Here is an 18,818-nt window from a genome sequence, read left to right as displayed (position 1 = left end):
AAATTTTTTTTGACAAAGTGACCACATCTTGTTAAGATAGTATGGTCACTTTCGTGAAATTTTTCAGAAAAAGGAGTATTAATCATTTGAGTAAAGTTAAAGTGGAACACTTAACCAAAATCTTCGGTAAGAAAAAGCAGCAAGCTCTTGCCATGGTCAAAGAACAACGCAGCAAAAACGAGATTTTAGAAAAAACGGGTGCCACCGTCGGGGTCTATGATGTGAACTTTGAAGTCAACGAAGGCGAGATTTTCGTCATCATGGGCCTTTCTGGAAGCGGGAAGTCAACATTGATTCGACTATTGAATCGATTGATCGAGCCGTCTGGCGGAGATATTTACATAGATGGCGTGGATGTTGCCAAAATGAGTAAAGAGGAACTACGAGAAGTTCGCCGTCACAAAATCAACATGGTTTTCCAAAGCTTTGGCCTTTTCCCTCATCGGACAATTTTAGAGAACACAGAATACGGACTAGAAGTCCGTGGGGTCTCGAAAGAAGAACGAACAGCGAAAGCGGAAAAAGCGTTAGAAAACTCAGGATTGCTTTCTTTTAAAGACCAATACCCTGACCAGCTGTCTGGAGGGATGCAACAGCGTGTGGGACTTGCCCGTGCGTTAGCCAATGATCCAGAGATCCTCTTGATGGATGAGGCCTTTTCAGCATTAGATCCGCTGATTCGCCGTGAAATGCAAGATGAACTTTTAGAATTGCAAGCCAATGTTCAAAAAACGATTATCTTTATCACCCATGATTTGAACGAGGCCTTGCGGATCGGTGACCGGATCGCTTTAATGAAAGATGGTCAGATCATGCAGATCGGTACAGGAGAAGATATTTTGACGAATCCTGCCAACCAATATGTGCGTGATTTCGTGGAAGATGTCGATCGTTCCAAAGTCTTGACTGCGCAAAACATCATGGTTCCAGCATTGACGACGAACATCGAGATCGATGGACCAAGCGTAGCATTGAACCGGATGCGGAAAGAAGAAGTCAGCATGCTGTTAGCCGTCGACAAACGTCGTCACCTAAAAGGAAGCTTGACAGCCGAGTCTGCTCGTGAGGCACGGAAAAACAATCTGACCTTGAAGGAAGTTATTGATAAAAATGTTAAAAAGATCGATAAAGATATGCTGGTAACGGATATCTTCAATTTGATCTATGATTCGCCTACACCTTTAGCCGTGGTAGAAAACGATCGTTTGATCGGAGTCGTGATCCGCGGAAGCGTGATTGAAGCGTTGGCTGAGACCGATTCAGCCGTTCAAGCAGAGGAAGGGGTAGTGACAAATGGATAATTTCTTACAACATACGATTCCGGTAGCTGATTGGGTCGAAAACTTTACTGATTGGCTAACAGGAACTTTCAGTGGATTGTTTTCAGCCTTACAGTCTTTCGGACAATTTATCATGGACGCTATTACAAATGTATTACTGTTTGTACCACCGTTATTAATGATCGTCTTATTGACGGCTGCTGCCTTTTTCGTTTCACGCAAAAAATTTGGCTTGCCAGCTTTTACTTTTGTCGGGTTGCTGTTCATCTATAACCAAGGGTTATGGACAGACTTGATGAACACCGTCACGTTGGTCTTGTTGTCAAGTTTGGTTTCGATCATCATTGGGATTCCACTAGGGATCTTAATGGCGAAAAGCGAAAAAGCGCAAAGTATCGTGACGCCGATCTTAGACTTTATGCAAACGATGCCTGGTTTCGTTTATTTGATTCCTGCGGTTGCTTTCTTTGGGATCGGGATGGTTCCAGGGGTCTTCGCCTCAGTGATCTTTGCTCTACCACCAACCGTTCGGATGACGAACTTAGGGATTCGCCAAATTTCACGTGAATTGGTAGAAGCCTCTGATTCCTTCGGGGGGACTGGCTGGCAAAAACTGATCAAATTAGAATTGCCACTAGCCAAAAGTACTATTTTGGCTGGGGTCAACCAAACGACGATGCTGGCATTATCAATGGTCGTGATCGCGTCAATGATCGGTGCTCCTGGGTTAGGGCGCGGCGTCTTGTCCGCCTTGCAACGAGCACAAGTCGGTAACGGATTTGTCAGTGGGGTATCCTTAGTTATTTTGGCGATCATCATGGATCGCTTTACCCAGAATTTGAATCGTTCGGCACATCAAAAAGCAGCCAGCAAGACAAGTCGCAAACAAAAACGTCTTTTTGGCGGGATTGCTGCAGCGGCAGTCGTTGCTTTAATTGGCGCATCGTTTGCCTTTGGAAATGTTTCTGACAGCAAAGGCACGGTGAACTTGGCGTATGTCGAATGGGATACGGAAGTTGCATCTACCCATGTGGTGGCAGAAGTTTTGTCGCAAATGGGCTACGAAGTCAATACGACACCTTTGGATAATGCCATCATGTGGGAATCGGTGGCAAAAGGGGAAGTTGACGGGATGGTTGCTGCTTGGCTGCCATCTACGCATCAATCCCAGTATGAACAGTACCAAGACCAAGTCGAGAACTTGGGTCCTAACTTAGAAGGGGCAAAACTGGGGATCGTTGTACCAAGCTATATGGATGTAGATTCCATCGCAGACCTTTCTGACGAAGCTGGCAAAACCATCACTGGTATCGAACCAGGCGCTGGTGTCGTAAATGCAGCGGAAAATACGGTTGCGACGTATGACAACCTTTCAGATTGGAATGTCGCTACCTCTTCTTCAGGAGCGATGACAGTGGCATTGGGCCAAGCCATCAAGAACCAAGATGAGATCGTTATTACTGGTTGGTCTCCACATTGGATGTTTGCGAAATATGATCTGAAATATCTGGATGATCCTGAAGGAACAATGGGTAAAGCAGAAAGCATCAACACTGTTGTACGCCAAGGATTAGCAGATGACATGCCAGAAGTCTACGAAGTACTTGATCGTTTCAACTGGACACAAGAAGACATGGAAGAAGTCATGTTAGCAATCAATGACGGAACGTCAGCCGAAGATGCAGCCAAAGATTGGGTAGCCAATCACCCAGAAGAAGTTGCTGCTTGGACGAACTAATTTCTAAAAAAGAACGACCGCAGATTGAAGCGGTCGTTCTTTTTGTTGTTTAAAATACTTAGATTCATGACGAAAGACGAGGGGATAATTTTTGCAAAAGACGGAGCTTTTGTGCAGGTTAAGCAAAACGATGAAAAATCGGCTGCATCTGTTCAAACGTACAGAGTTCAGTAAATCCTAATGATCGTAAAAGATCTTGTCCCTCTTTGATTTGAAACCCGAGCTGCTCTGGTTTATGACTGTCGCTGCCGATGGTTAGCACGCTTCCCCCCAAGTCACGATAAAGCTTGAGGATCTCGATCGATGGCGTATACCCATTGATTCCGTAACGGTGGGAAGAGGTATTCAGTTCAATGCCTTTGCCATCTTTGATCACGACTTTCAAGATCTCTGCGATTTGTTCTTTCGTTTGTTTAAAAGCGTCCTTCTCTTTATCTAAATAACGACGAATCAAATCCATATGGGCTAAGACAGAATACTCTTTATATGTCGTGACTACCTGATACATTTCATCATAATAGCGCTCGTAGCATTCCTGTTGGCTGCGTCCTTTTTGAAATTCTCCAGTCCAAAATTCTTGATCGTCTACCTGATGAACGGAAAGTAAAATGAAGTCAAAGGGATGCGAATGATAAAGACGGGTAAATTGTGGGATCGTGTGCATTTGCATCCCAAATTCCAGCCCAGTTTTTAGCTTGATTTGGTCACTGTATGTTTCCTTTAAGCGTGCCAGTTCGGTAAAATACAAGTCGTAGTAGACATTTTTTACGACTTTATTGGCTCCGACGAGGTACGCATCCGTCGCTTGCCAGTCTTCTTTGACCCCATAATCCACATGATCGGTAAAGCAGATTTCTGCTAAGCCTAGGTTAATGGCGTCTTTGACTACATCTTCCATCAAATACCAAGAATCATCGCTGTAATCACTATGAACGTGATAGTCTGTAAAAATCATGGCGTCTCCTTTTGTTTCGTTATTTTTGCTGCTTCTGCCAGTCTGCTCGTTTTTGATAATAAAGCTGGGCGGCCGTTTCCCAATGCTCTTTGTCAGTCGGCTGAATCTCACGGATCAGACGGGCTGGATTGCCGCCGACGATCGTATTCGGCGGCACATCTTTTGTGACGACGGAACCAGCAGCGACGATGGCATGTTTGCCGATCGTGACACCTGGTAAAATCGTACTATTGCCTCCGATCCAAACGTAATCTTCGACGGTGATCGGTAGGCCAAATTCCAAATCTTGACTGCGGACCACAGAATCGATCGGATGGCCGGCTGTGTAGAAGCTGACCCGTGGTCCCACCATCACATGATCACCAATCAGAATCTTATTGACATCTAAAAAAATGCAATCCATATTGGCATAAAAGTGATCACCAATCTCAACATGGCGACCATAGTCGACAAAAAGGGGTGGTTGGACAAAGCAATGCTGCCCAAATTTGCCAAAGAGTGCTTTTTCTTTGGCGATGATTCCTTCTCGGTCATCGACTGGTAAAAGGTTGATTTCCTGGGCACGTTTTTTCCCCTCCACTGAGCCATTCTCAGGGAGAATACCGGCAGCTTGATACAGTTGACCAGCCAACATCGCTTGATAATCAAAATCTTCTTTCATTGCAAAATCCTTTCTAAGACGGTAAATCGTCGGTGGTTAATTCAATCAAATTGCCTTCGGGGTCTTGGACAACTGCTTCATAATAGCCATCGCCTGTCGTACGAGGACCATTTAAAAGAGGGTAGCCATCTTCAACAAACCGTTGAGCGTATCGATCAACGTCAGCTTGATCACCTACTGCAATCGCAAGGTGAGTGTAGCCTAAGCTCTCACTGACACGAGGGCTTAAAAATTTCTTGGTCGTTAATTCTAACCGACTTCCAGAATCAAAGGTCAAAAAATAGGACTGAAAGCCTGTTTTCGGATTATGATATTTTTGGTTGCTGACCGCCTGAAAGTAGGTTTCATAAAATGTTCTCATTTTTTCTAAATCATTGACATATAGTGCGATGTGTTCAATTTTCATTATTGACAACTCCTTTAATAAGCAACATGCGTCGTTCTTTCTTCGTTCCTTTTTGAACTTAGTAAACTTTGTTTAATAAGTTGCTTCTATTATACCTTTGTTAACAAAATTAATAAAGGTGTATTCCCAGCTTTTTATCTGTTAAAATAGGAGCGTTGAGGGGGAGAAAAATGAAAGCTTATCAGCCAACGACCATTAAATTACATAATCAGGCAGTATTGCTGGATTTGCTAAAACAGCAGCAAGCGCCTATGACCAAGCGCCAACTGGCAGATGCCTCTCAATTAAGCGTGGTAACGATCAACAAGCTGCTTCCTGAATTGATAGAAAAGCAGTTGCTTTTGACGACGGATCAACCGCAACGAACGGGAGGACGTCAAGCTGCGGCTTACCAGTACAATGCGCAACGGACACTGTTGTTGATCATTCAGTTTATCGAAGAAGACCAGCAGATCGTGATTCGTTTTTCAGTCGTCGATCTCGTCGGGAACATTTTGCATCATGAGCAGTCAGCAGAGGGCCGATTGCCGCAGTTCTTGCAAGTGATTCGTCAGATAAAACAGGAATACCCGAAAATCAGCTTGGCAGTCGTGGGAATTCCTGGTGTGGAAATTGCTGGAAGACTGAAGATCATGGATGCTCCAGCATTTAAGGACATGGCGCTAGGGGAATTGATTGAAAAGGAGATCGCGGTAAAAACGCTTATTGAGAATGACGTGAATGCAGCGGTATTCCATTTCAAAGAAGAGAAAAAAATCGTGGCTGGCATTTATTTTCCGAAAAATTATCCGCCAGGTGCGGGACTGGTCATCGACCAACAGCTCTTTAAAGGAGCCAACCATTTAAGTGGCGAAATCAAGCATTTGCCGCATCTTTACAAAGTTTCTTACCCTTTGGCAACAGAGGCGATCCAAGAGCAAGTGACTGCCACTCTTCAAGCGATCGTGGCAGTCACGGACCCGCATCAAGTCATTTTGTTTTTGCCCTCTGAGTGGCAGGCGCTTGTGCCGCGCTCTTTTTTGGAAAAGCAGCTGGCAGCAGTGTTTCATTATGGCGTCTTACCAAAGTTACACTTTTCAGATCGGTTTTCAGAAAACTATTTGGCTGGGTTGATCACGATGGGAATCGAAGCAGCGGGCTTAGGGCTTTGATTCGCAGCATTCAACTGGTACTGAGGACAAAAACTGCCACTGCTTCCTTTATCAGAAGCAGTGGCAGTTTTTTTGAAAATACGAGAACTCACAGTTTAGCGAGTTTCTGTGCTTTTTCGGTATTCGCAAAATGCAGTTTGGCATATTTGCCCAATAGTGCTATGCCACCTTGCTGCAGTAATTTTGCGGCAACTTGGTCAGCAGCTGCGTGGGCGCCAGAAGGCAAGCGCAAACCGACTTCTTTAGAGGCTGCATCTAATTCATCCAAAAAGACTGTACGACATAAAATAGAGGCTGCCGCTACTGCTAGATGATATTGTTCACCTTTCGTCGCAAAATAGAGATTTTCGGTAACCGCTGCTTGTTCCGACTTTAAATAAGTGCGATAATTTTTTTCGCTTGTGAACTGATCGATCAAAATGGCATCTGGTGTCTCAGGAGCAATCTTTTGCAAAAGCAAACGAATGGCTTGATTATGCAAAGCAACTTTCATTCGGACCGTGTTGTATTTTGGTTGGATCACGTTGTATTTGCTGGGTGTAACAGTGAGCAATTGGTAAGGAACCAATTCTTTGATTTTCAGCGCCATCTTACGGATCTCTGGATCTGTCAGCATTTTTGAGTCCTTGACACCTAAGGCTTTCAGCTGTGGCAATTGCTCTTTTTTGGCATAGACGGCACAGACCACCAAAGGACCGAAATAACTGCCGTTGCCGACCTCGTCACTGCCGACGACGCTTTTTTCGCTAAATCCTGCTGGCAACGCAGTGGTTGAAACAGTCGCTTTTTTCTTATCCGGTACAGCACTTGCCGTATCGCCCCATAAGGAAGCTTCTTTTTCAGCAGTCGCTCCTTGAAACATGACTTTTCCAGACGTATAAGCAGTGATCGTCGTTGGCCCTTTTTTGGCGACAAACACTGTATAAGGAACTTTCTTAGCCAGCAGTTCTCGTTGGTAAAATTGCTGCATCTTTTTGATAGTTGAAGTTGGTACTTTGATAACGATCGTACTCATTTGATTCCTCCTGTTTTTTTGTCTTTTCTTAGGTAGACAAAAGGATACTTTAAGATTTTACCATACTTCTTATTCTTTTTTACTAAGACGATCAGCAAACAAACGATTGGCATGGAAATTCATAAGAAAATCACGTATAATAGTTAAGAGTTTGCGACACATGTTCAATAAGTGATAGAATAGAGCAGAATGTAAGCAATGGGAGGAATATTCCTATGACGGAGCAAAAGAAACGCTATAAAGCAGTTATCGCGAATCAAAGTTACACGATTATTGGACGCGAAAGCAAAGAACACATGGATATGGTGACAAGATTGGTCAATGACCAACTGCTTGAGATCATGCAATTATCGCCACAAACCGATCAAGAACAAGCGTCGATCTTATTAGCGATCAACGCTGTTTCCGACCAGCTGAAAAAACAAGAACAGCTTTTGGTCCTACAAAAAAAAGTGGACGAGTTGCGGGGACAAGCCATTAAAGCAACGGAGCTTGAGAATCGCATCAAGCGGATCGAAGCAATCGAATCCGAAGCACGGAAAGTTCTCGATGAGACAGGTCGCAGTGATGTGGAGATCCATAATCATGTGGAAGCACAACAGATCTTAAATGAACAAAGGAAACGAAAAATTCAAGAAAAGACAGCCCATGGGTAGTGCGGCGTAGAAAGGATTCCTAAATGATTGGATTATTTGTCTTGGTTTTGTTGTTGGCAGCCTTTTACGGCGGCGCGCGGCGCGGAACCAGTTTACAATTGGTCTCAGTTTTGGGCTATTTGCTCTCTTTTTTCTTTGCAGTTGCGAATTACCAAGAAATTGCGAAAAAAATTGAGCTCTATGTTCCTTATATGTCAGTAACGGCGGATTCAAAGTTAAAATACTACGATATGGAACTGGCTTTAGATTTAGACAAAGCCTATTATGCGGCCATTGCTTTTGTGATGGTACTCTTTGCTGGTTGGCTGATCACCAAACTATTAGTGATTTTTGCAGACAGTTTGCGTTACAAACGCCTACGTTTTTTAGGCGGCTATGACTGGGCAGTTGCGGGTGTTTTGAATGTCATCTTGATGTATATCAATTTGTATATGTTTTTCATGATTCTCTCAATGATCCCGTTTGCCACGATTCAAAATCTGTTTGAAACGAGCGGAACTGCGAATTTCATCGTTGATCGGTCACCGATTCTCTCAGATTACTTCTATCGATTGTGGATCACAGATGTGATTGGGTAAAAAGCAGGCAGATGGTTGCAGAGCCATTCTGCCTTTTTCTTAGGAACAAAAAGTTAAAACAAAGCAGGTGAGAAAAGAATGAATACTAAGATCCTTGATGTTTTAGGATTTGAACAAGTAAAGAGTCAAATCGGTCAGTATATCGTAACAGCCCAAGGAAAAGAAGCCTTAGCAAAGCTTGTGCCATCAAGTGATGCGCAAGTCATTTCCTCTTGGCTAGCAGAAACAGAAGACGCGATCAAGATCCAGCGTTTAAGAGGCGGAATCCCTGTACCAAAAATTGAGAATATTCGTCCCCAAATGAAACGGATCGAAATCGGCGCAGATTTAAACGGCGTTGAATTGGCACAAGTTGCCCGCGTCTTATCAACTACGCAGGAATTGAAACGCTTTTTTGCTGATTTGTCTGAAAGTGAGATTGAATTTTCCCGCTTGTATCACTGGGAAGAACAGCTGGTTTCTTTACCAACCTTGAATCGTCGCTTGAAAGAAGCTATCGATGAGGATGGCCGAGTCACAGACGATGCCTCTCCAGCACTTCGGGGAATTCGTCAATCGATCCGACGAGCAGAACGGACGATCCGTGAGACATTGGATGGCATCGTCCGAGGTGGCAATGCAAAGTATCTAAGTGATACGATCGTAACCATGCGAAATGAGCGTTATGTGATTCCAGTCAAACAAGAATACCGAGGTGTTTTCGGCGGCGTGGTTCACGACCAAAGTTCATCTGGTCAAACCTTGTTTATCGAACCGAAACAAGTAGTGGAACAAAATAACCGCTTGCGTCAGCATCAAATTGCGGAACGGGACGAAATCACTCGTATTTTGGCGGAATTATCAGCAGAGTTAGCTCCGTACCAAAGAGAGATCCTCCATAATGCATATGTGATCGGAATTATGGATTTCATGAATGCCAAGGCTCGTTTTGGGAAAGAGATGAAGGCAATCGTACCACCGATCAATCAAGATAACCATGTCTTTTTTAAACAAGCACGTCATCCATTGATCGATCAAGAAAAAGTCGTTCCTAACGATATTACGATTGGAAAAGACTATCAAGCTGTTGTCATTACTGGGCCGAATACCGGCGGGAAAACCATCACCTTAAAAACATTAGGGCTATTGCAGATCATGGGCCAAGCCGGCTTACCAATCTTGGCAGAAGAAGAAAGCCAAATGGGGATCTTCAATGAGATTTTTGCGGACATTGGTGATGAACAATCCATTGAGCAAAGTCTATCGACCTTTTCTTCACATATGACAACGATCGTTGATGTGTTGAAAAAAGTCGACGAAACAAGTCTGGTGCTTTTTGATGAACTAGGTGCTGGGACCGATCCCCAAGAAGGGGCAGCACTAGCAATTGCGATTTTGGACGAACTTGGGGCTAAGTCGGCTTATGTCATGGCGACGACCCATTATCCAGAATTGAAAGTTTATGGCTATAACCGATCCAATACGATCAACGCCTCTATGGAGTTTGATGTCGATACCTTAAGTCCGACCTATCGCTTGTTGATCGGGGTTCCGGGGCGAAGCAATGCGTTTGAGATTTCGAAAAGACTTGGCTTGCCAGAGACGATCATTGATCAAGCCAAAGAGATCATGGACGGAGAAAGCCAAGACCTGAATGAAATGATCGCTGATTTAGAAAATCGAAGAAAAATGACGGAAACCGAGTATCTGGAAGTTCGTCATCATGTAAAAGAAGCAGCCCGCTTGCACCAAGAATTAGAAGCAGCTTACAGTTATTTCTTTGAAGAACGCGAAAAAGAATTGGCAAAAGCCCGTCAAAAAGCCAATCAAATCGTAGAAGAGGCTAAAGAGGAATCTGAAAAAATCATTGCCGATATTCGTAAAATGCAGTTAGCCGGCGGTCAAACGAAGGTCAAAGAACACGAACTGATCGACGCGCGCACCAAGCTATCAGGACTGCAGCAAGAAGAACATCTGCAAAAAAACAAGGTTCTGCAAAAAGCCAAAGCAGCCAAGACGCTGAAAGAAGGAGACGAGGTACTCGTAACTTCTTATGGGCAGCGTGGGGTACTGTTGAAAAAAGCCGGTAAAAATCAGTGGCAAGTCCAAATCGGCATTCTGAAAATGAATTTGCCAGAAACAGATCTCCAACCAGCAGCGCCAGTGAAGGAGCCTACACAGCGTATCGTTAATACGATTCGTTCTGCTGACAGCAGTCCAGTGGTCAATCAGTTGGATTTACGCGGCAAGCGGTACGAAGAAGCCCTCAATGAAGTGGATCAGTATTTGGATGCAGCAATTTTGGCAGGCTATCCGCAGGTGACGATCGTTCACGGTAAAGGAACTGGCGCATTGCGTCAAGGGATCACTGACTACCTAAAAAATCATCGCTCGGTGAAAAGTTTTGAATTTGCGCCAGCAAATCAAGGGGGCAATGGAGCGACCATTGTGAAGTTTAACTAAACGTTAAGAACCCTTACCTTTTGTAAGCAGACGATTTTAAAAAACTTCCGATACGTGGTATACTTTTTTTAGTTTTAAAAATGGAGGGGAAGTACGATGGCAAAAGAAATAACCGATAAAACTTTTTCAGAAGAAACCGATAAAGGCTTAGTCCTTATTGATTTTTGGGCAACTTGGTGTGGCCCTTGTCGTATGCAAGCACCGATCTTGGAACAATTAGCGAATGAATATGAGGAAGACGAATTGAAGATCGTGAAAATGGATGTGGATGAAAATCCTGAAACACCTGCTTCATTCGGGATCATGTCTATTCCTACTTTGTTGTTGAAAAAAGACGGTCAAGTCGTTGATAAAGCAATTGGGGTGCATACAAAAGATCAATTGAAAGCTTTAGTTGCGGAACATATGTAATAGAATAAGTGTTTTTGAAGCAATAGCCGAAAGAGGCTATTGCTTTTTTGTTTTTGGGAGGTTTTTTTTAGATATTTCTTTCGGCAGTGGTATACTTAAAGTGGGGAGTGGCACTAAAAAATATCTCGTTTATATAGTAAGAAAGTGATACCAAAATAGGATTAAAGGGGGAATAAAAATGAAAAAGTTGAAACGCGGGTTATTTCAAGGCGTTGCGATTGTTGGGGTACTGGTCGCACCCATCGTAGGAACGATCACACAAGTCTATGCAGCAAATGAAGGAGATTCGACAACAGCTTCTTTCGCTGCGCAAGAGACTACGTCAGAAAGTTTCTCAGAAGAAAGCGCAGCATCATCTCAAGAGGCCAGCACTGAAAGTATAGAGTCAAGTTCGACAACAGAGTCCTCATCAACGTCTACCTCTTCATCAGAAACAACGTCAAGTACTGGCACGGCTACGACTGAGACCAGTCAGACCGAGGCCACCCAAGACTCATCTACTCAATCGACGGAAGAAACTTCGGAAGAACCAGAACTTGGGAACATTGATGTTGAACCAGTTGCAGATAAAAACCAATATGTAAAAATCAAGCCGGTCGTAGCAACGGATCCAGAAACACACAAAATCCTTTACCGTTTAGAAAATGGCCAATTGATCGAACAAGGAACGATCGATGAATTAGCTGGCAAGGTATACCGTAGTGTCAAACGGTATCAAGATACCGATAAGCAGACCTATCTTGAAATTCGCGACGATCAAAAGGTTATCGGTGTCGTAGCAGAAGCAGCAGTGAAAGTTGCCGGCGGAACCTTCAAAACCGAGAAGAAATATGCAACCATCACAAGTGCGAAAGAACCGATTTGGCAAGATGTGTTTTTAGATAAAAAAACGAGCACCTCTTCAAGCATTAATGGTCAAACCTTTGAAATCAAAGAAATATTCACGACGAATAATAACGTAGCCTATTACGCATTGTATTCAAATAAAAATGTTCTCATCGGTTGGATAAAAGCCGCCGGTGTTAAGTTAGCGACAACTCCTGGTGGTGCATGGCAGTCTGAATCAAAATATGCCACGATCATCAGCGGGAATTATACGCTATGGCAAAATTTTAATTGGACAGCGAAGAAAGGAACGACAGCCGCTTTAAATGGCAAAACAGTCAAAGTTACTGGGAAATATCGTCACTTGAATGGGTCGACGTACTATTCCCTTTATACAAATAACAATAAATGGCTAGGCTATATCAATGCCTCGGGTGTTAAGCTAACGACGGATGCACAAGGTGCCTATCAATCCTACGGAAAATATGTGACATTGACCAAGAAAAATTACACGATTTGGGGGAATTTCCGTTGGTCGAGTAAGAAAAATACTACAACGAAATTAGCGGGAAAAACCTATCTTGCAAAAGGAAGATATAACCATGTCAATGGCGGTGTCTACTTGTCCCTTTATGATGCTAACGGAAAATGGATCGGCTACTTAAATGCCGATGCAGCAACGGTTGCCAACAATCAAGGCGGTACTTGGCAAAGTGAAAAACGCACAGTCCGCCTAAAAAGTAAGAATTATACCTTATGGCAAGATTTAGCTTTTGCGAAGAAAAAAGGCAGCAGCGCTGATTATATGAACAAGAATATTCAAGTTACTGGGAAATATCAACATTTCAACGGCTCCACCTACTATTCACTTTATCTCAATAACAAGTGGCTGGGTTACATCAATGCAAGTGGGGTGACTAATGCCCATACGATCACCTCTCAAAGCAACATTAGCCGCTACGTGGTCGTCAAGAATGGGGATGGCAATTTCTTTGAAAAAGCTGATCCAAATAGTACGAAACTTGGGAAAAAGAGTGCCTACAAAGGGTATATGGCACAAGCGACCAAACTAGCAAAAACGAGTGATGGCAACTACCTGTATCTCGTTTCGCCAGCCGGTCGAATCGGTTGGGTCAAGGAAAATCAAACCACAAATGTAAATAGTAACTTTTGGATGTATACTACTGGAGGAAAATATCCTTCATTAAACGTTCAAAACTTAAATATTGAAGTATCCATCAGCAAACAGCGGGTTTATATCAAATCAGGGAATAAAGTGATTTATACGATGCTTTGCTCGACCGGTGCCTTCAATACACCAACACCTTTAGGGAATTTTCGCATCCAAGCAGAAAAAGGCTTAGCTTTTTCAGGAGCCGCCTACTACCGTTCCTTTAAAGACCATGGGGTCTATTTATTCCATACGATCCCAACGAGTATCGCTTGGTCCACCAATGCTTTTAGTTCCGTTGAAGGACGAAAATTAGGCACTCGGGCTTCTCATGGCTGTATTCGATTAGCAGTGCCGGATGCCAAATGGTTTTACTATAACATGCCTTATAATACGCCCGTCAAAATTGCTAACTAATGATCAAAAGTCGTTTCCGTCAACGGAGACGGCTTTTATTTTCCAAAAAAAAAGATTGACGCTGGCTATATCATTCGATAATATATCATTAAGTGATATAGTTAGTGGGATGGAGGAATCAAATGGATGAGGCATTGACAGATTCAACCTATTTGATTTTATTAGCGCTTTTAAAGCCAAAACATGGGTATGTCATTATGAAACAAATCCATGAGCTAAGCCAAGGAACATTTGAGATTGGCCCCGCGACGATGTATACGATTTTGAAAAAGCTGACGAAAAAGGGGTGGATCGATTTAGAAGAAAGCGTCGATCGAAAAAAAATCTATCAGATTACACCAGAAGGAAGACAGGTTCTGGAGAAAGATATTCAGCGACGCAAACTATTTTATCAAATCGGAGAACAGGTCTTCGAAGCGTTAGGAGGGGAACAAGATGGGCATCAATAAGAAATATCTTCTTTCTCTTGGAGTCGCCTATTATCCGGAAAAGGAAATGGTTCGTTTACAAAAACAAGCGTCAATGGGCTGGCATTTTGTGAAGATGAATCGGTTAGGGTTTTTGAAGTTTATCAAAGGAAAATCGGAAACGACCAAATATGCAGTGGACTTTTTCGAAGGAGATCCTTCTGAGATCGTTGATTACCTAGCGATGTATCAAGCTGGGGGCTGGATTTATATCAGCAATTATAAAGATCGGTATTTTTATTTTAAAGCATCTCCGGATACACCAGCGATTTTCAGCGATCAAGAAAGCTATCAAGAACGAATCGATAATGAGACGCGCTATTTGATGAAAAAATCGATTCTGTTTTCAGTGGTCAGTTTAGCAATTTTAGCAGTGATTTATTTTTCCATTCGTTATTTCAATATTCGTACAAATCCCTTTTGGTCCTTTGGGCTAGGATTGATTACTGGGCTAGTATTTATTCCGATAGGGGTAGGATTGACCACGATTTTGATGAAATTTTTATACAAAAATCGAGCAAGTTATTACAATGAACCAGAGAAACTGGCGAAACGCCAACGGGTGATCCGCGACTCTATCATCTTGATGGTTGCAGGAGCAATCGTTGGTGCCATTATCGGTTTTTTCTTTAGTGACATATTTTATTAGACAGGGAAGGTGAGCATGTGTTAGAAGCAAAACAGCTAGTAAAAACATTTGGGGATTATACAGCAGTCGATCAATTGTCTTTTACCATCAATGATGGTCAGATTATGGGATTAATTGGTCAAAACGGAGCAGGAAAAACGACGACATTCCGATTGATCTTGGATTTTTTGAAAGCCGATCAAGGAGAAGTATTATGGGATGGTCACAAAATTAGTGAAAAAGAATACAATCTTATTGGCTATCTGCCAGAAGAACGCGGCTTGTATCCAAAAGTCACGATTGAAGATCAATTGATCTACTTCGCGCGTTTACGTGGCAAAAAGAAAGAAGATATCGTACCCAAAATCGACTATTGGATGGACAAGTTTAAAGTCAAAGGCAAGAAAACTGATAAAGTCAAATCTTTATCAAAAGGAAATCAGCAAAAAGTTCAGCTAATTTCAACGTTGATCCATGAACCAAAATTAGTGATTCTAGATGAACCGTTTAGTGGCTTAGACCCAGTCAACGCGGAACTGTTGAAAAACGGGATCATTGAACTGAAAAAAAATGGCTCTTGTGTCATCTTCTCCAGTCATAATATGGATAACGTAGAAAAAATCTGTGACCACTTGATTATGCTAAGGGATGGTCAAACTGTCTTAAACGGAAAGGTCCATGAAATTCGTGAATCCTTTGGACGAACGAAAGTTTATTTGGAGTCTAATTTGATGAAAGAACAGCTTTTGGCAGTGGCAGGTGTTGAGGAAGTCATTGCCAGAGAAGACGGCAGCTATGATATTACGATCGCTGATCCTGCAGTAGGAAAAACCTTATTTGATTTAGCGACGGCGGATGGTTATATCCCTATGTTCAATCAACAACCGCCAACGTTAGAAGAAATCTTTAAGCGGAAGGCAGGAAAAACAAATGAATAAGTTTTGGGTAATCGCATTAGATGTTTATAAGAAAAATATCAAATCAATTTCGTTTTTGATTATGATATTGGTTCCATTCATTGCAATGGGCGGATTTTATCTGATTAGTTACTTTGCCGATGGTATGAGCAGTGTGGATAAAATTGTCGTTTATGCGAATGAACCAGCCATTGCGCAGACCTTTGTGGAGCAAAGTAGCGATGATTATGAATTTGAAGTTGTGGAAAGCGAAGAACAAGGACAACAACAGTTGGCTGACAAAGATGCTGATGCCTTGTTAGTTATTACTGCTTCAGGGGATACGCTGCAAGGGGAATTATTAAGCGAGTCCTCAATGGGGCAAGCTTTAGAGCTGACGATCCAACAATTATTGACGGGCTTGCAGTCATCCTTTCGAGCTAGCGAGCTTGGTTTGACTGCTGAGCAAGTGGCAGTTCTTAGTGAAGTTGCACCGCTTGACCGGCAAAAAGTTTCCTTCAGTGAAGGTGGCGAAATGACCTATGGAGAAGATAATACCGCGATGCAAGCAGCAGTTAGTACCATCGCAACAATCGTTCTCTTTTTCTTTATCATCACTTACGCACAAATCATTGCGCAAGAAATTGCTTCTGAAAAAGGAACGCGCATTATGGAAGTCATTTTGTCTAGTACGCGTGCACAAACCCATTACTACGCCAAATTAACTGGGGTGATCATGGTTGCAGCGACCCAGCTAGTTGCGTATGTTGCGATTTTTGGCGGGAGTTATTTCTGGATCAAGGACAACTCCATGGTAAAAGACTTATTGGCAAGTTTTTCATCAGATGGCATTTTTGGTCCTTTCCTCGTGTTTGCGATCGTTTTCGTCTTCTTAGGAATCTTGATCTATTCTGTCTTGTCAGCCCTTTGCGGGTCGTTAGTGAACAAAGCAGAAGATACGGCGAAAGCCATTATTCCAGTGACGTATCTTTCGTTGGGCGGGTATATGCTAGGAATCGTACTAGGCGGTATGGATCCGCATAACGTTGTTTTACGAGTAACTTCTTATATCCCATTCTTGTCCTCGTATATTATGCCAGTACGGCTTGCTAATGATACAGTGGGGATTGGCGGAGCGTTGATTTCAGTAGGGATCCTTGCTGTTACCACAATCGTCCTGATGCTGGTTTCTGCAAAAATGTACAAATCAAATGTCTTGATCTATAACGACAATGGCATCTTGGCAACGTTGAAACAATCACTGGTGTTAATGAAAAATGAGAAATAAACAAAACGCCCGATCCTTTTTGTGATCGGGCGTTTTTTATTGGCTAGAATCTAGAAAACAAGGTGCAGGCCTTTAGAATTCCTGCACAAAAAAGTCGAAGATCGATTGCTCAGAAGGCAGCTTGTGAGCGGCTAGCTCAGGATGCCACTGAATGCCTAAGATCGGTGCGCCATAGGCGGTGGATTCAATGGCTTCAACAACACCATCAGGAGCGGTGGCGGTCACATTGAAATCATCTGCAACTGTTTTGACTGCTTGGTGATGAAAAGAATTGACTTGATAGGTTGTGCCTAAAAGAGCAGCCAAACGACTGTCTGCCTTGATTTCCACCCGATGTGTAGGGAATTGAAAGAACGTTGGTAATTGCACGTGTTTGATCGTTGGGTGATCGATCAAAGAGAGATCTTGGTACAAACTCCCACCAAATGCGACATTTAGTAACTGCATGCCGCGGCAGATTCCAAAGATGGGTTTGTTTTGAGCCACTGCTTCTTTGATCAATGCCAATTCAAAGACATCACGATCAGGATGAATGCCTTGAATCAAAGGATGAGGATCTTCGCCATAATGATCAGGGGAGACATCATGACCACCGGCTAACAAGAGTTTATCGATTTTGCTGATGTAAGTCGCAGCATCTTCCACGACACCCATTGGTAATATTAGGGGAATGCCTTGGGCTTGTTGGATATGGGTGACAAAATTTTTGGGTGTATAGGACAACCAATGTTCTGCTTCTTCAATCATTGGCCGTTCATTAGCAGCGATGCCGATAATGGGTTTCATTTGATCAAACCTTTCTATAAGTAAATGGAACGAAAAGAAAAAAGGACACGAGGTCCTTTTTTCGAGCATCTTCGCTTTATTTTTCGCGAATAACTTCGATTTTATAACCATCAGGATCTTTCACAAAATAGTAAGATGGAGAAGTCCCTGGTAGTCCTTTCAAGTCAGTGACGTCAAATCCGGCAGCTTGGTGCTTCTCATGAAGCGCTTCTAGATCATCGGTACTGATGGCGATGTGGCCATAGCCGTCGCCTAACTCATAGCCAGGATGGTCATAGTTATATGTCAACTCTAGCTCGTAGTCATCTCCAGGCAATGTTAAGTAAACCAAAGTAAATTGATGTTCAGGAAAATCACGACGGCGAGATTCTTCAAAACCAAAGGCAGTTTGATAAAAATCTAGAGAAGCCGTTAAGTCTTTGACGCGGACACAAGTGTGAGCCATTTTCATGGGTAAATCATCCTTTCGATCTTGATAGTTGTATGATAACATATTTTCTCATTTTATAACGAATAAAAGACAACAGAGCGTTATTTCCAGCTTGTCCAGACTATTGGCATAGGGTAAAATGGAAAGAAAGTGTTGGTGGAGGGAATCATGCCAGAAAAGGAAATTGTGTTCGGGGAAAAAGAAGCGGGGAAACCATACAAATCAAGATATGGCGCGTATGTCGTTCTTCCAAATGAAAAAAATGAAGTGATCTTGGTACAAGCACCCAATGGCGCCTATTTTTTACCAGGCGGTGAAATTGAACCAAATGAGACCAAAGAAGAAGCGATCCAGCGAGAATTAATAGAAGAACTTGGATTTGAAGGGGAGATCGCTGCCTATTTAGGGGAGGCAGTTGAATACTTCTATTCACGCCATCGCGATACATTTTACCATCATCCCGGCTATTTCTATTTAATGACCAAATGGAAAAAAGTCTGTGAACCGACAGAAGAAACCAATCAGTTGTCATGGCATACGCCAGAAGAAGCGATTCAGCGATTGAAACGCGGCAGCCATAAATGGGCAGTTGAACAATGGTTGGCAAAATAAAAAAG

Annotated in this window: 19 protein-coding genes; 13 read left to right on the top strand and 6 right to left on the bottom strand. The window is 42.8% G+C overall.

Annotated features, from left to right (window positions below; genetic code table 11):
• Positions 1-86: 86 nt before the first annotated feature.
• Together IGJ42_RS12430 and IGJ42_RS12425 are read left to right on the top strand one after the other, a co-directional pair.
• A complete protein-coding gene (locus IGJ42_RS12430; RefSeq protein ID WP_034872109.1) occupies positions 87-1,301 on the top strand; it encodes a quaternary amine ABC transporter ATP-binding protein in 1,215 nt (404 codons plus the stop codon).
• Positions 1,294-3,018: an ABC transporter permease/substrate binding protein gene (locus IGJ42_RS12425; protein ID WP_430615635.1), complete on the top strand. Its 1,725-nt coding sequence runs from the start codon at positions 1,294-1,296 to the stop codon at positions 3,016-3,018. Before IGJ42_RS12430 ends, IGJ42_RS12425 begins: the two co-directional genes overlap by 8 nt.
• Positions 3,019-3,136: 118 nt before the next feature.
• On the opposite strand, the gene IGJ42_RS12420 is transcribed toward IGJ42_RS12425, so the two are convergent.
• From IGJ42_RS12420 to IGJ42_RS12410, 3 genes are read right to left on the bottom strand one after another with little or no spacing between them, the layout of a single operon-like run.
• Positions 3,137-3,973 (bottom strand): histidinol-phosphatase HisJ family protein, encoded by an 837-nt coding sequence (locus IGJ42_RS12420; RefSeq protein ID WP_430615633.1) that lies wholly within the window; start codon positions 3,971-3,973, stop codon positions 3,137-3,139.
• Between the two features lie 19 nt (positions 3,974-3,992).
• Entirely contained in the window at positions 3,993-4,634 is a 642-nt protein-coding gene (locus tag IGJ42_RS12415; RefSeq protein WP_430615631.1) for a sugar O-acetyltransferase, read from the bottom strand.
• Between the two features lie 13 nt (positions 4,635-4,647).
• Positions 4,648-5,040, bottom strand: a complete 393-nt coding sequence (locus IGJ42_RS12410; protein ID WP_008380837.1) for a VOC family protein — start codon at positions 5,038-5,040, stop codon at positions 4,648-4,650.
• 170 nt (positions 5,041-5,210) lie between these two features.
• Between IGJ42_RS12410 and IGJ42_RS12405 the strand changes: the two genes are divergently transcribed.
• Entirely contained in the window at positions 5,211-6,191 is a 981-nt protein-coding gene (locus IGJ42_RS12405; protein ID WP_086297807.1) for an ROK family protein, read from the top strand.
• An 88-nt stretch (positions 6,192-6,279) separates the two neighbouring features.
• On the opposite strand, the gene rnhC is transcribed toward IGJ42_RS12405, so the two are convergent.
• The gene (gene rnhC / locus IGJ42_RS12400; protein WP_430615628.1) at positions 6,280-7,206 is read right to left on the bottom strand and encodes a ribonuclease HIII; all 927 of its coding nucleotides are present in this window, start codon (positions 7,204-7,206) and stop codon (positions 6,280-6,282) included.
• Positions 7,207-7,421: 215 nt separating this feature from the next.
• On the opposite strand from rnhC, the gene zapA reads away from it, so the two are divergent.
• From zapA to IGJ42_RS12355, 9 genes are all read left to right on the top strand, one after another.
• The gene (gene zapA / locus IGJ42_RS12395; RefSeq protein ID WP_005228634.1) at positions 7,422-7,862 is read left to right on the top strand and encodes a cell division protein ZapA; all 441 of its coding nucleotides are present in this window, start codon (positions 7,422-7,424) and stop codon (positions 7,860-7,862) included.
• 23 nt (positions 7,863-7,885) lie between these two features.
• Positions 7,886-8,440, top strand: a complete 555-nt coding sequence (locus IGJ42_RS12390) for a CvpA family protein (protein WP_016612652.1) — start codon at positions 7,886-7,888, stop codon at positions 8,438-8,440.
• A 78-nt stretch (positions 8,441-8,518) separates the two neighbouring features.
• On the top strand, positions 8,519-10,882 hold the full coding sequence (locus tag IGJ42_RS12385; protein ID WP_430615626.1) for an endonuclease MutS2: 2,364 nt from the start codon (positions 8,519-8,521) through the stop codon (positions 10,880-10,882).
• A gap of 96 nt (positions 10,883-10,978) precedes the next feature.
• Entirely contained in the window at positions 10,979-11,293 is a 315-nt protein-coding gene (gene trxA / locus IGJ42_RS12380; protein ID WP_005228645.1) for a thioredoxin, read from the top strand.
• Between the two features lie 178 nt (positions 11,294-11,471).
• Positions 11,472-13,706 carry a L,D-transpeptidase family protein gene (locus tag IGJ42_RS12375; protein WP_430615624.1) on the top strand — a complete coding sequence of 745 codons (2,235 nt, stop codon included), beginning with the start codon at positions 11,472-11,474 and terminating at the stop codon, positions 13,704-13,706.
• A gap of 122 nt (positions 13,707-13,828) precedes the next feature.
• A complete protein-coding gene (locus tag IGJ42_RS12370; RefSeq protein ID WP_005234324.1) occupies positions 13,829-14,155 on the top strand; it encodes a PadR family transcriptional regulator in 327 nt (108 codons plus the stop codon).
• Positions 14,142-14,822: a DUF2812 domain-containing protein gene (locus IGJ42_RS12365; RefSeq protein ID WP_430615622.1), complete on the top strand. Its 681-nt coding sequence runs from the start codon at positions 14,142-14,144 to the stop codon at positions 14,820-14,822. The genes IGJ42_RS12370 and IGJ42_RS12365 overlap by 14 nt, the downstream gene beginning before the upstream one ends.
• Before the next feature lie 17 nt (positions 14,823-14,839).
• Entirely contained in the window at positions 14,840-15,739 is a 900-nt protein-coding gene (locus IGJ42_RS12360; protein WP_086297797.1) for an ABC transporter ATP-binding protein, read from the top strand.
• Positions 15,732-16,985 carry an ABC transporter permease gene (locus IGJ42_RS12355; protein WP_008380850.1) on the top strand — a complete coding sequence of 418 codons (1,254 nt, stop codon included), beginning with the start codon at positions 15,732-15,734 and terminating at the stop codon, positions 16,983-16,985. Before IGJ42_RS12360 ends, IGJ42_RS12355 begins: the two co-directional genes overlap by 8 nt.
• Positions 16,986-17,057: 72 nt before the next feature.
• Here IGJ42_RS12355 and IGJ42_RS12350 read toward each other — a convergent pair whose 3' ends face one another.
• Complete coding sequence (locus IGJ42_RS12350; protein ID WP_008380852.1) at positions 17,058-17,771, bottom strand: gamma-glutamyl-gamma-aminobutyrate hydrolase family protein; 714 nt, start codon at positions 17,769-17,771, stop codon at positions 17,058-17,060.
• 76 nt (positions 17,772-17,847) lie between these two features.
• Entirely contained in the window at positions 17,848-18,222 is a 375-nt protein-coding gene (gloA, locus tag IGJ42_RS12345; RefSeq protein ID WP_005234340.1) for a lactoylglutathione lyase, read from the bottom strand.
• 147 nt (positions 18,223-18,369) lie between these two features.
• On the opposite strand from gloA, the gene IGJ42_RS12340 reads away from it, so the two are divergent.
• Complete coding sequence (locus tag IGJ42_RS12340) at positions 18,370-18,813, top strand: NUDIX hydrolase (RefSeq protein WP_005234342.1); 444 nt, start codon at positions 18,370-18,372, stop codon at positions 18,811-18,813.
• The last annotated feature ends 5 nt before the right edge of the window (positions 18,814-18,818 follow it).

It is taken from the genome of Enterococcus sp. DIV1067f (genome assembly GCF_050543505.1).
GTDB classification, from domain to species: domain Bacteria; phylum Bacillota; class Bacilli; order Lactobacillales; family Enterococcaceae; genus Enterococcus_D; species Enterococcus_D entomosocium.
Note: the sequence above shows the minus strand (reverse complement) of the source record. Positions and strands in the feature narration are given on the sequence as shown.

Coding starts and splice junctions, on each gene's coding strand:
- IGJ42_RS12415 (WP_430615631.1), bottom strand. CDS start 4,634: ATGAAAGAAGATTTTGATTATCAAGCGATGTTGGCTGGTCAACTGTAT.
- zapA (WP_005228634.1), top strand. CDS start 7,422: ATGACGGAGCAAAAGAAACGCTATAAAGCAGTTATCGCGAATCAAAGT.
- IGJ42_RS12420 (WP_430615633.1), bottom strand. CDS start 3,973: ATGATTTTTACAGACTATCACGTTCATAGTGATTACAGCGATGATTCT.
- IGJ42_RS12355 (WP_008380850.1), top strand. CDS start 15,732: ATGAATAAGTTTTGGGTAATCGCATTAGATGTTTATAAGAAAAATATC.
- IGJ42_RS12375 (WP_430615624.1), top strand. CDS start 11,472: ATGAAAAAGTTGAAACGCGGGTTATTTCAAGGCGTTGCGATTGTTGGG.
- IGJ42_RS12425 (WP_430615635.1), top strand. CDS start 1,294: ATGGATAATTTCTTACAACATACGATTCCGGTAGCTGATTGGGTCGAA.
- gloA (WP_005234340.1), bottom strand. CDS start 18,222: ATGAAAATGGCTCACACTTGTGTCCGCGTCAAAGACTTAACGGCTTCT.
- IGJ42_RS12370 (WP_005234324.1), top strand. CDS start 13,829: ATGGATGAGGCATTGACAGATTCAACCTATTTGATTTTATTAGCGCTT.
- IGJ42_RS12340 (WP_005234342.1), top strand. CDS start 18,370: ATGCCAGAAAAGGAAATTGTGTTCGGGGAAAAAGAAGCGGGGAAACCA.
- IGJ42_RS12405 (WP_086297807.1), top strand. CDS start 5,211: ATGAAAGCTTATCAGCCAACGACCATTAAATTACATAATCAGGCAGTA.
- IGJ42_RS12365 (WP_430615622.1), top strand. CDS start 14,142: ATGGGCATCAATAAGAAATATCTTCTTTCTCTTGGAGTCGCCTATTAT.
- rnhC (WP_430615628.1), bottom strand. CDS start 7,206: ATGAGTACGATCGTTATCAAAGTACCAACTTCAACTATCAAAAAGATG.
- IGJ42_RS12410 (WP_008380837.1), bottom strand. CDS start 5,040: ATGAAAATTGAACACATCGCACTATATGTCAATGATTTAGAAAAAATG.
- IGJ42_RS12385 (WP_430615626.1), top strand. CDS start 8,519: ATGAATACTAAGATCCTTGATGTTTTAGGATTTGAACAAGTAAAGAGT.
- IGJ42_RS12350 (WP_008380852.1), bottom strand. CDS start 17,771: ATGAAACCCATTATCGGCATCGCTGCTAATGAACGGCCAATGATTGAA.
- trxA (WP_005228645.1), top strand. CDS start 10,979: ATGGCAAAAGAAATAACCGATAAAACTTTTTCAGAAGAAACCGATAAA.
- IGJ42_RS12390 (WP_016612652.1), top strand. CDS start 7,886: ATGATTGGATTATTTGTCTTGGTTTTGTTGTTGGCAGCCTTTTACGGC.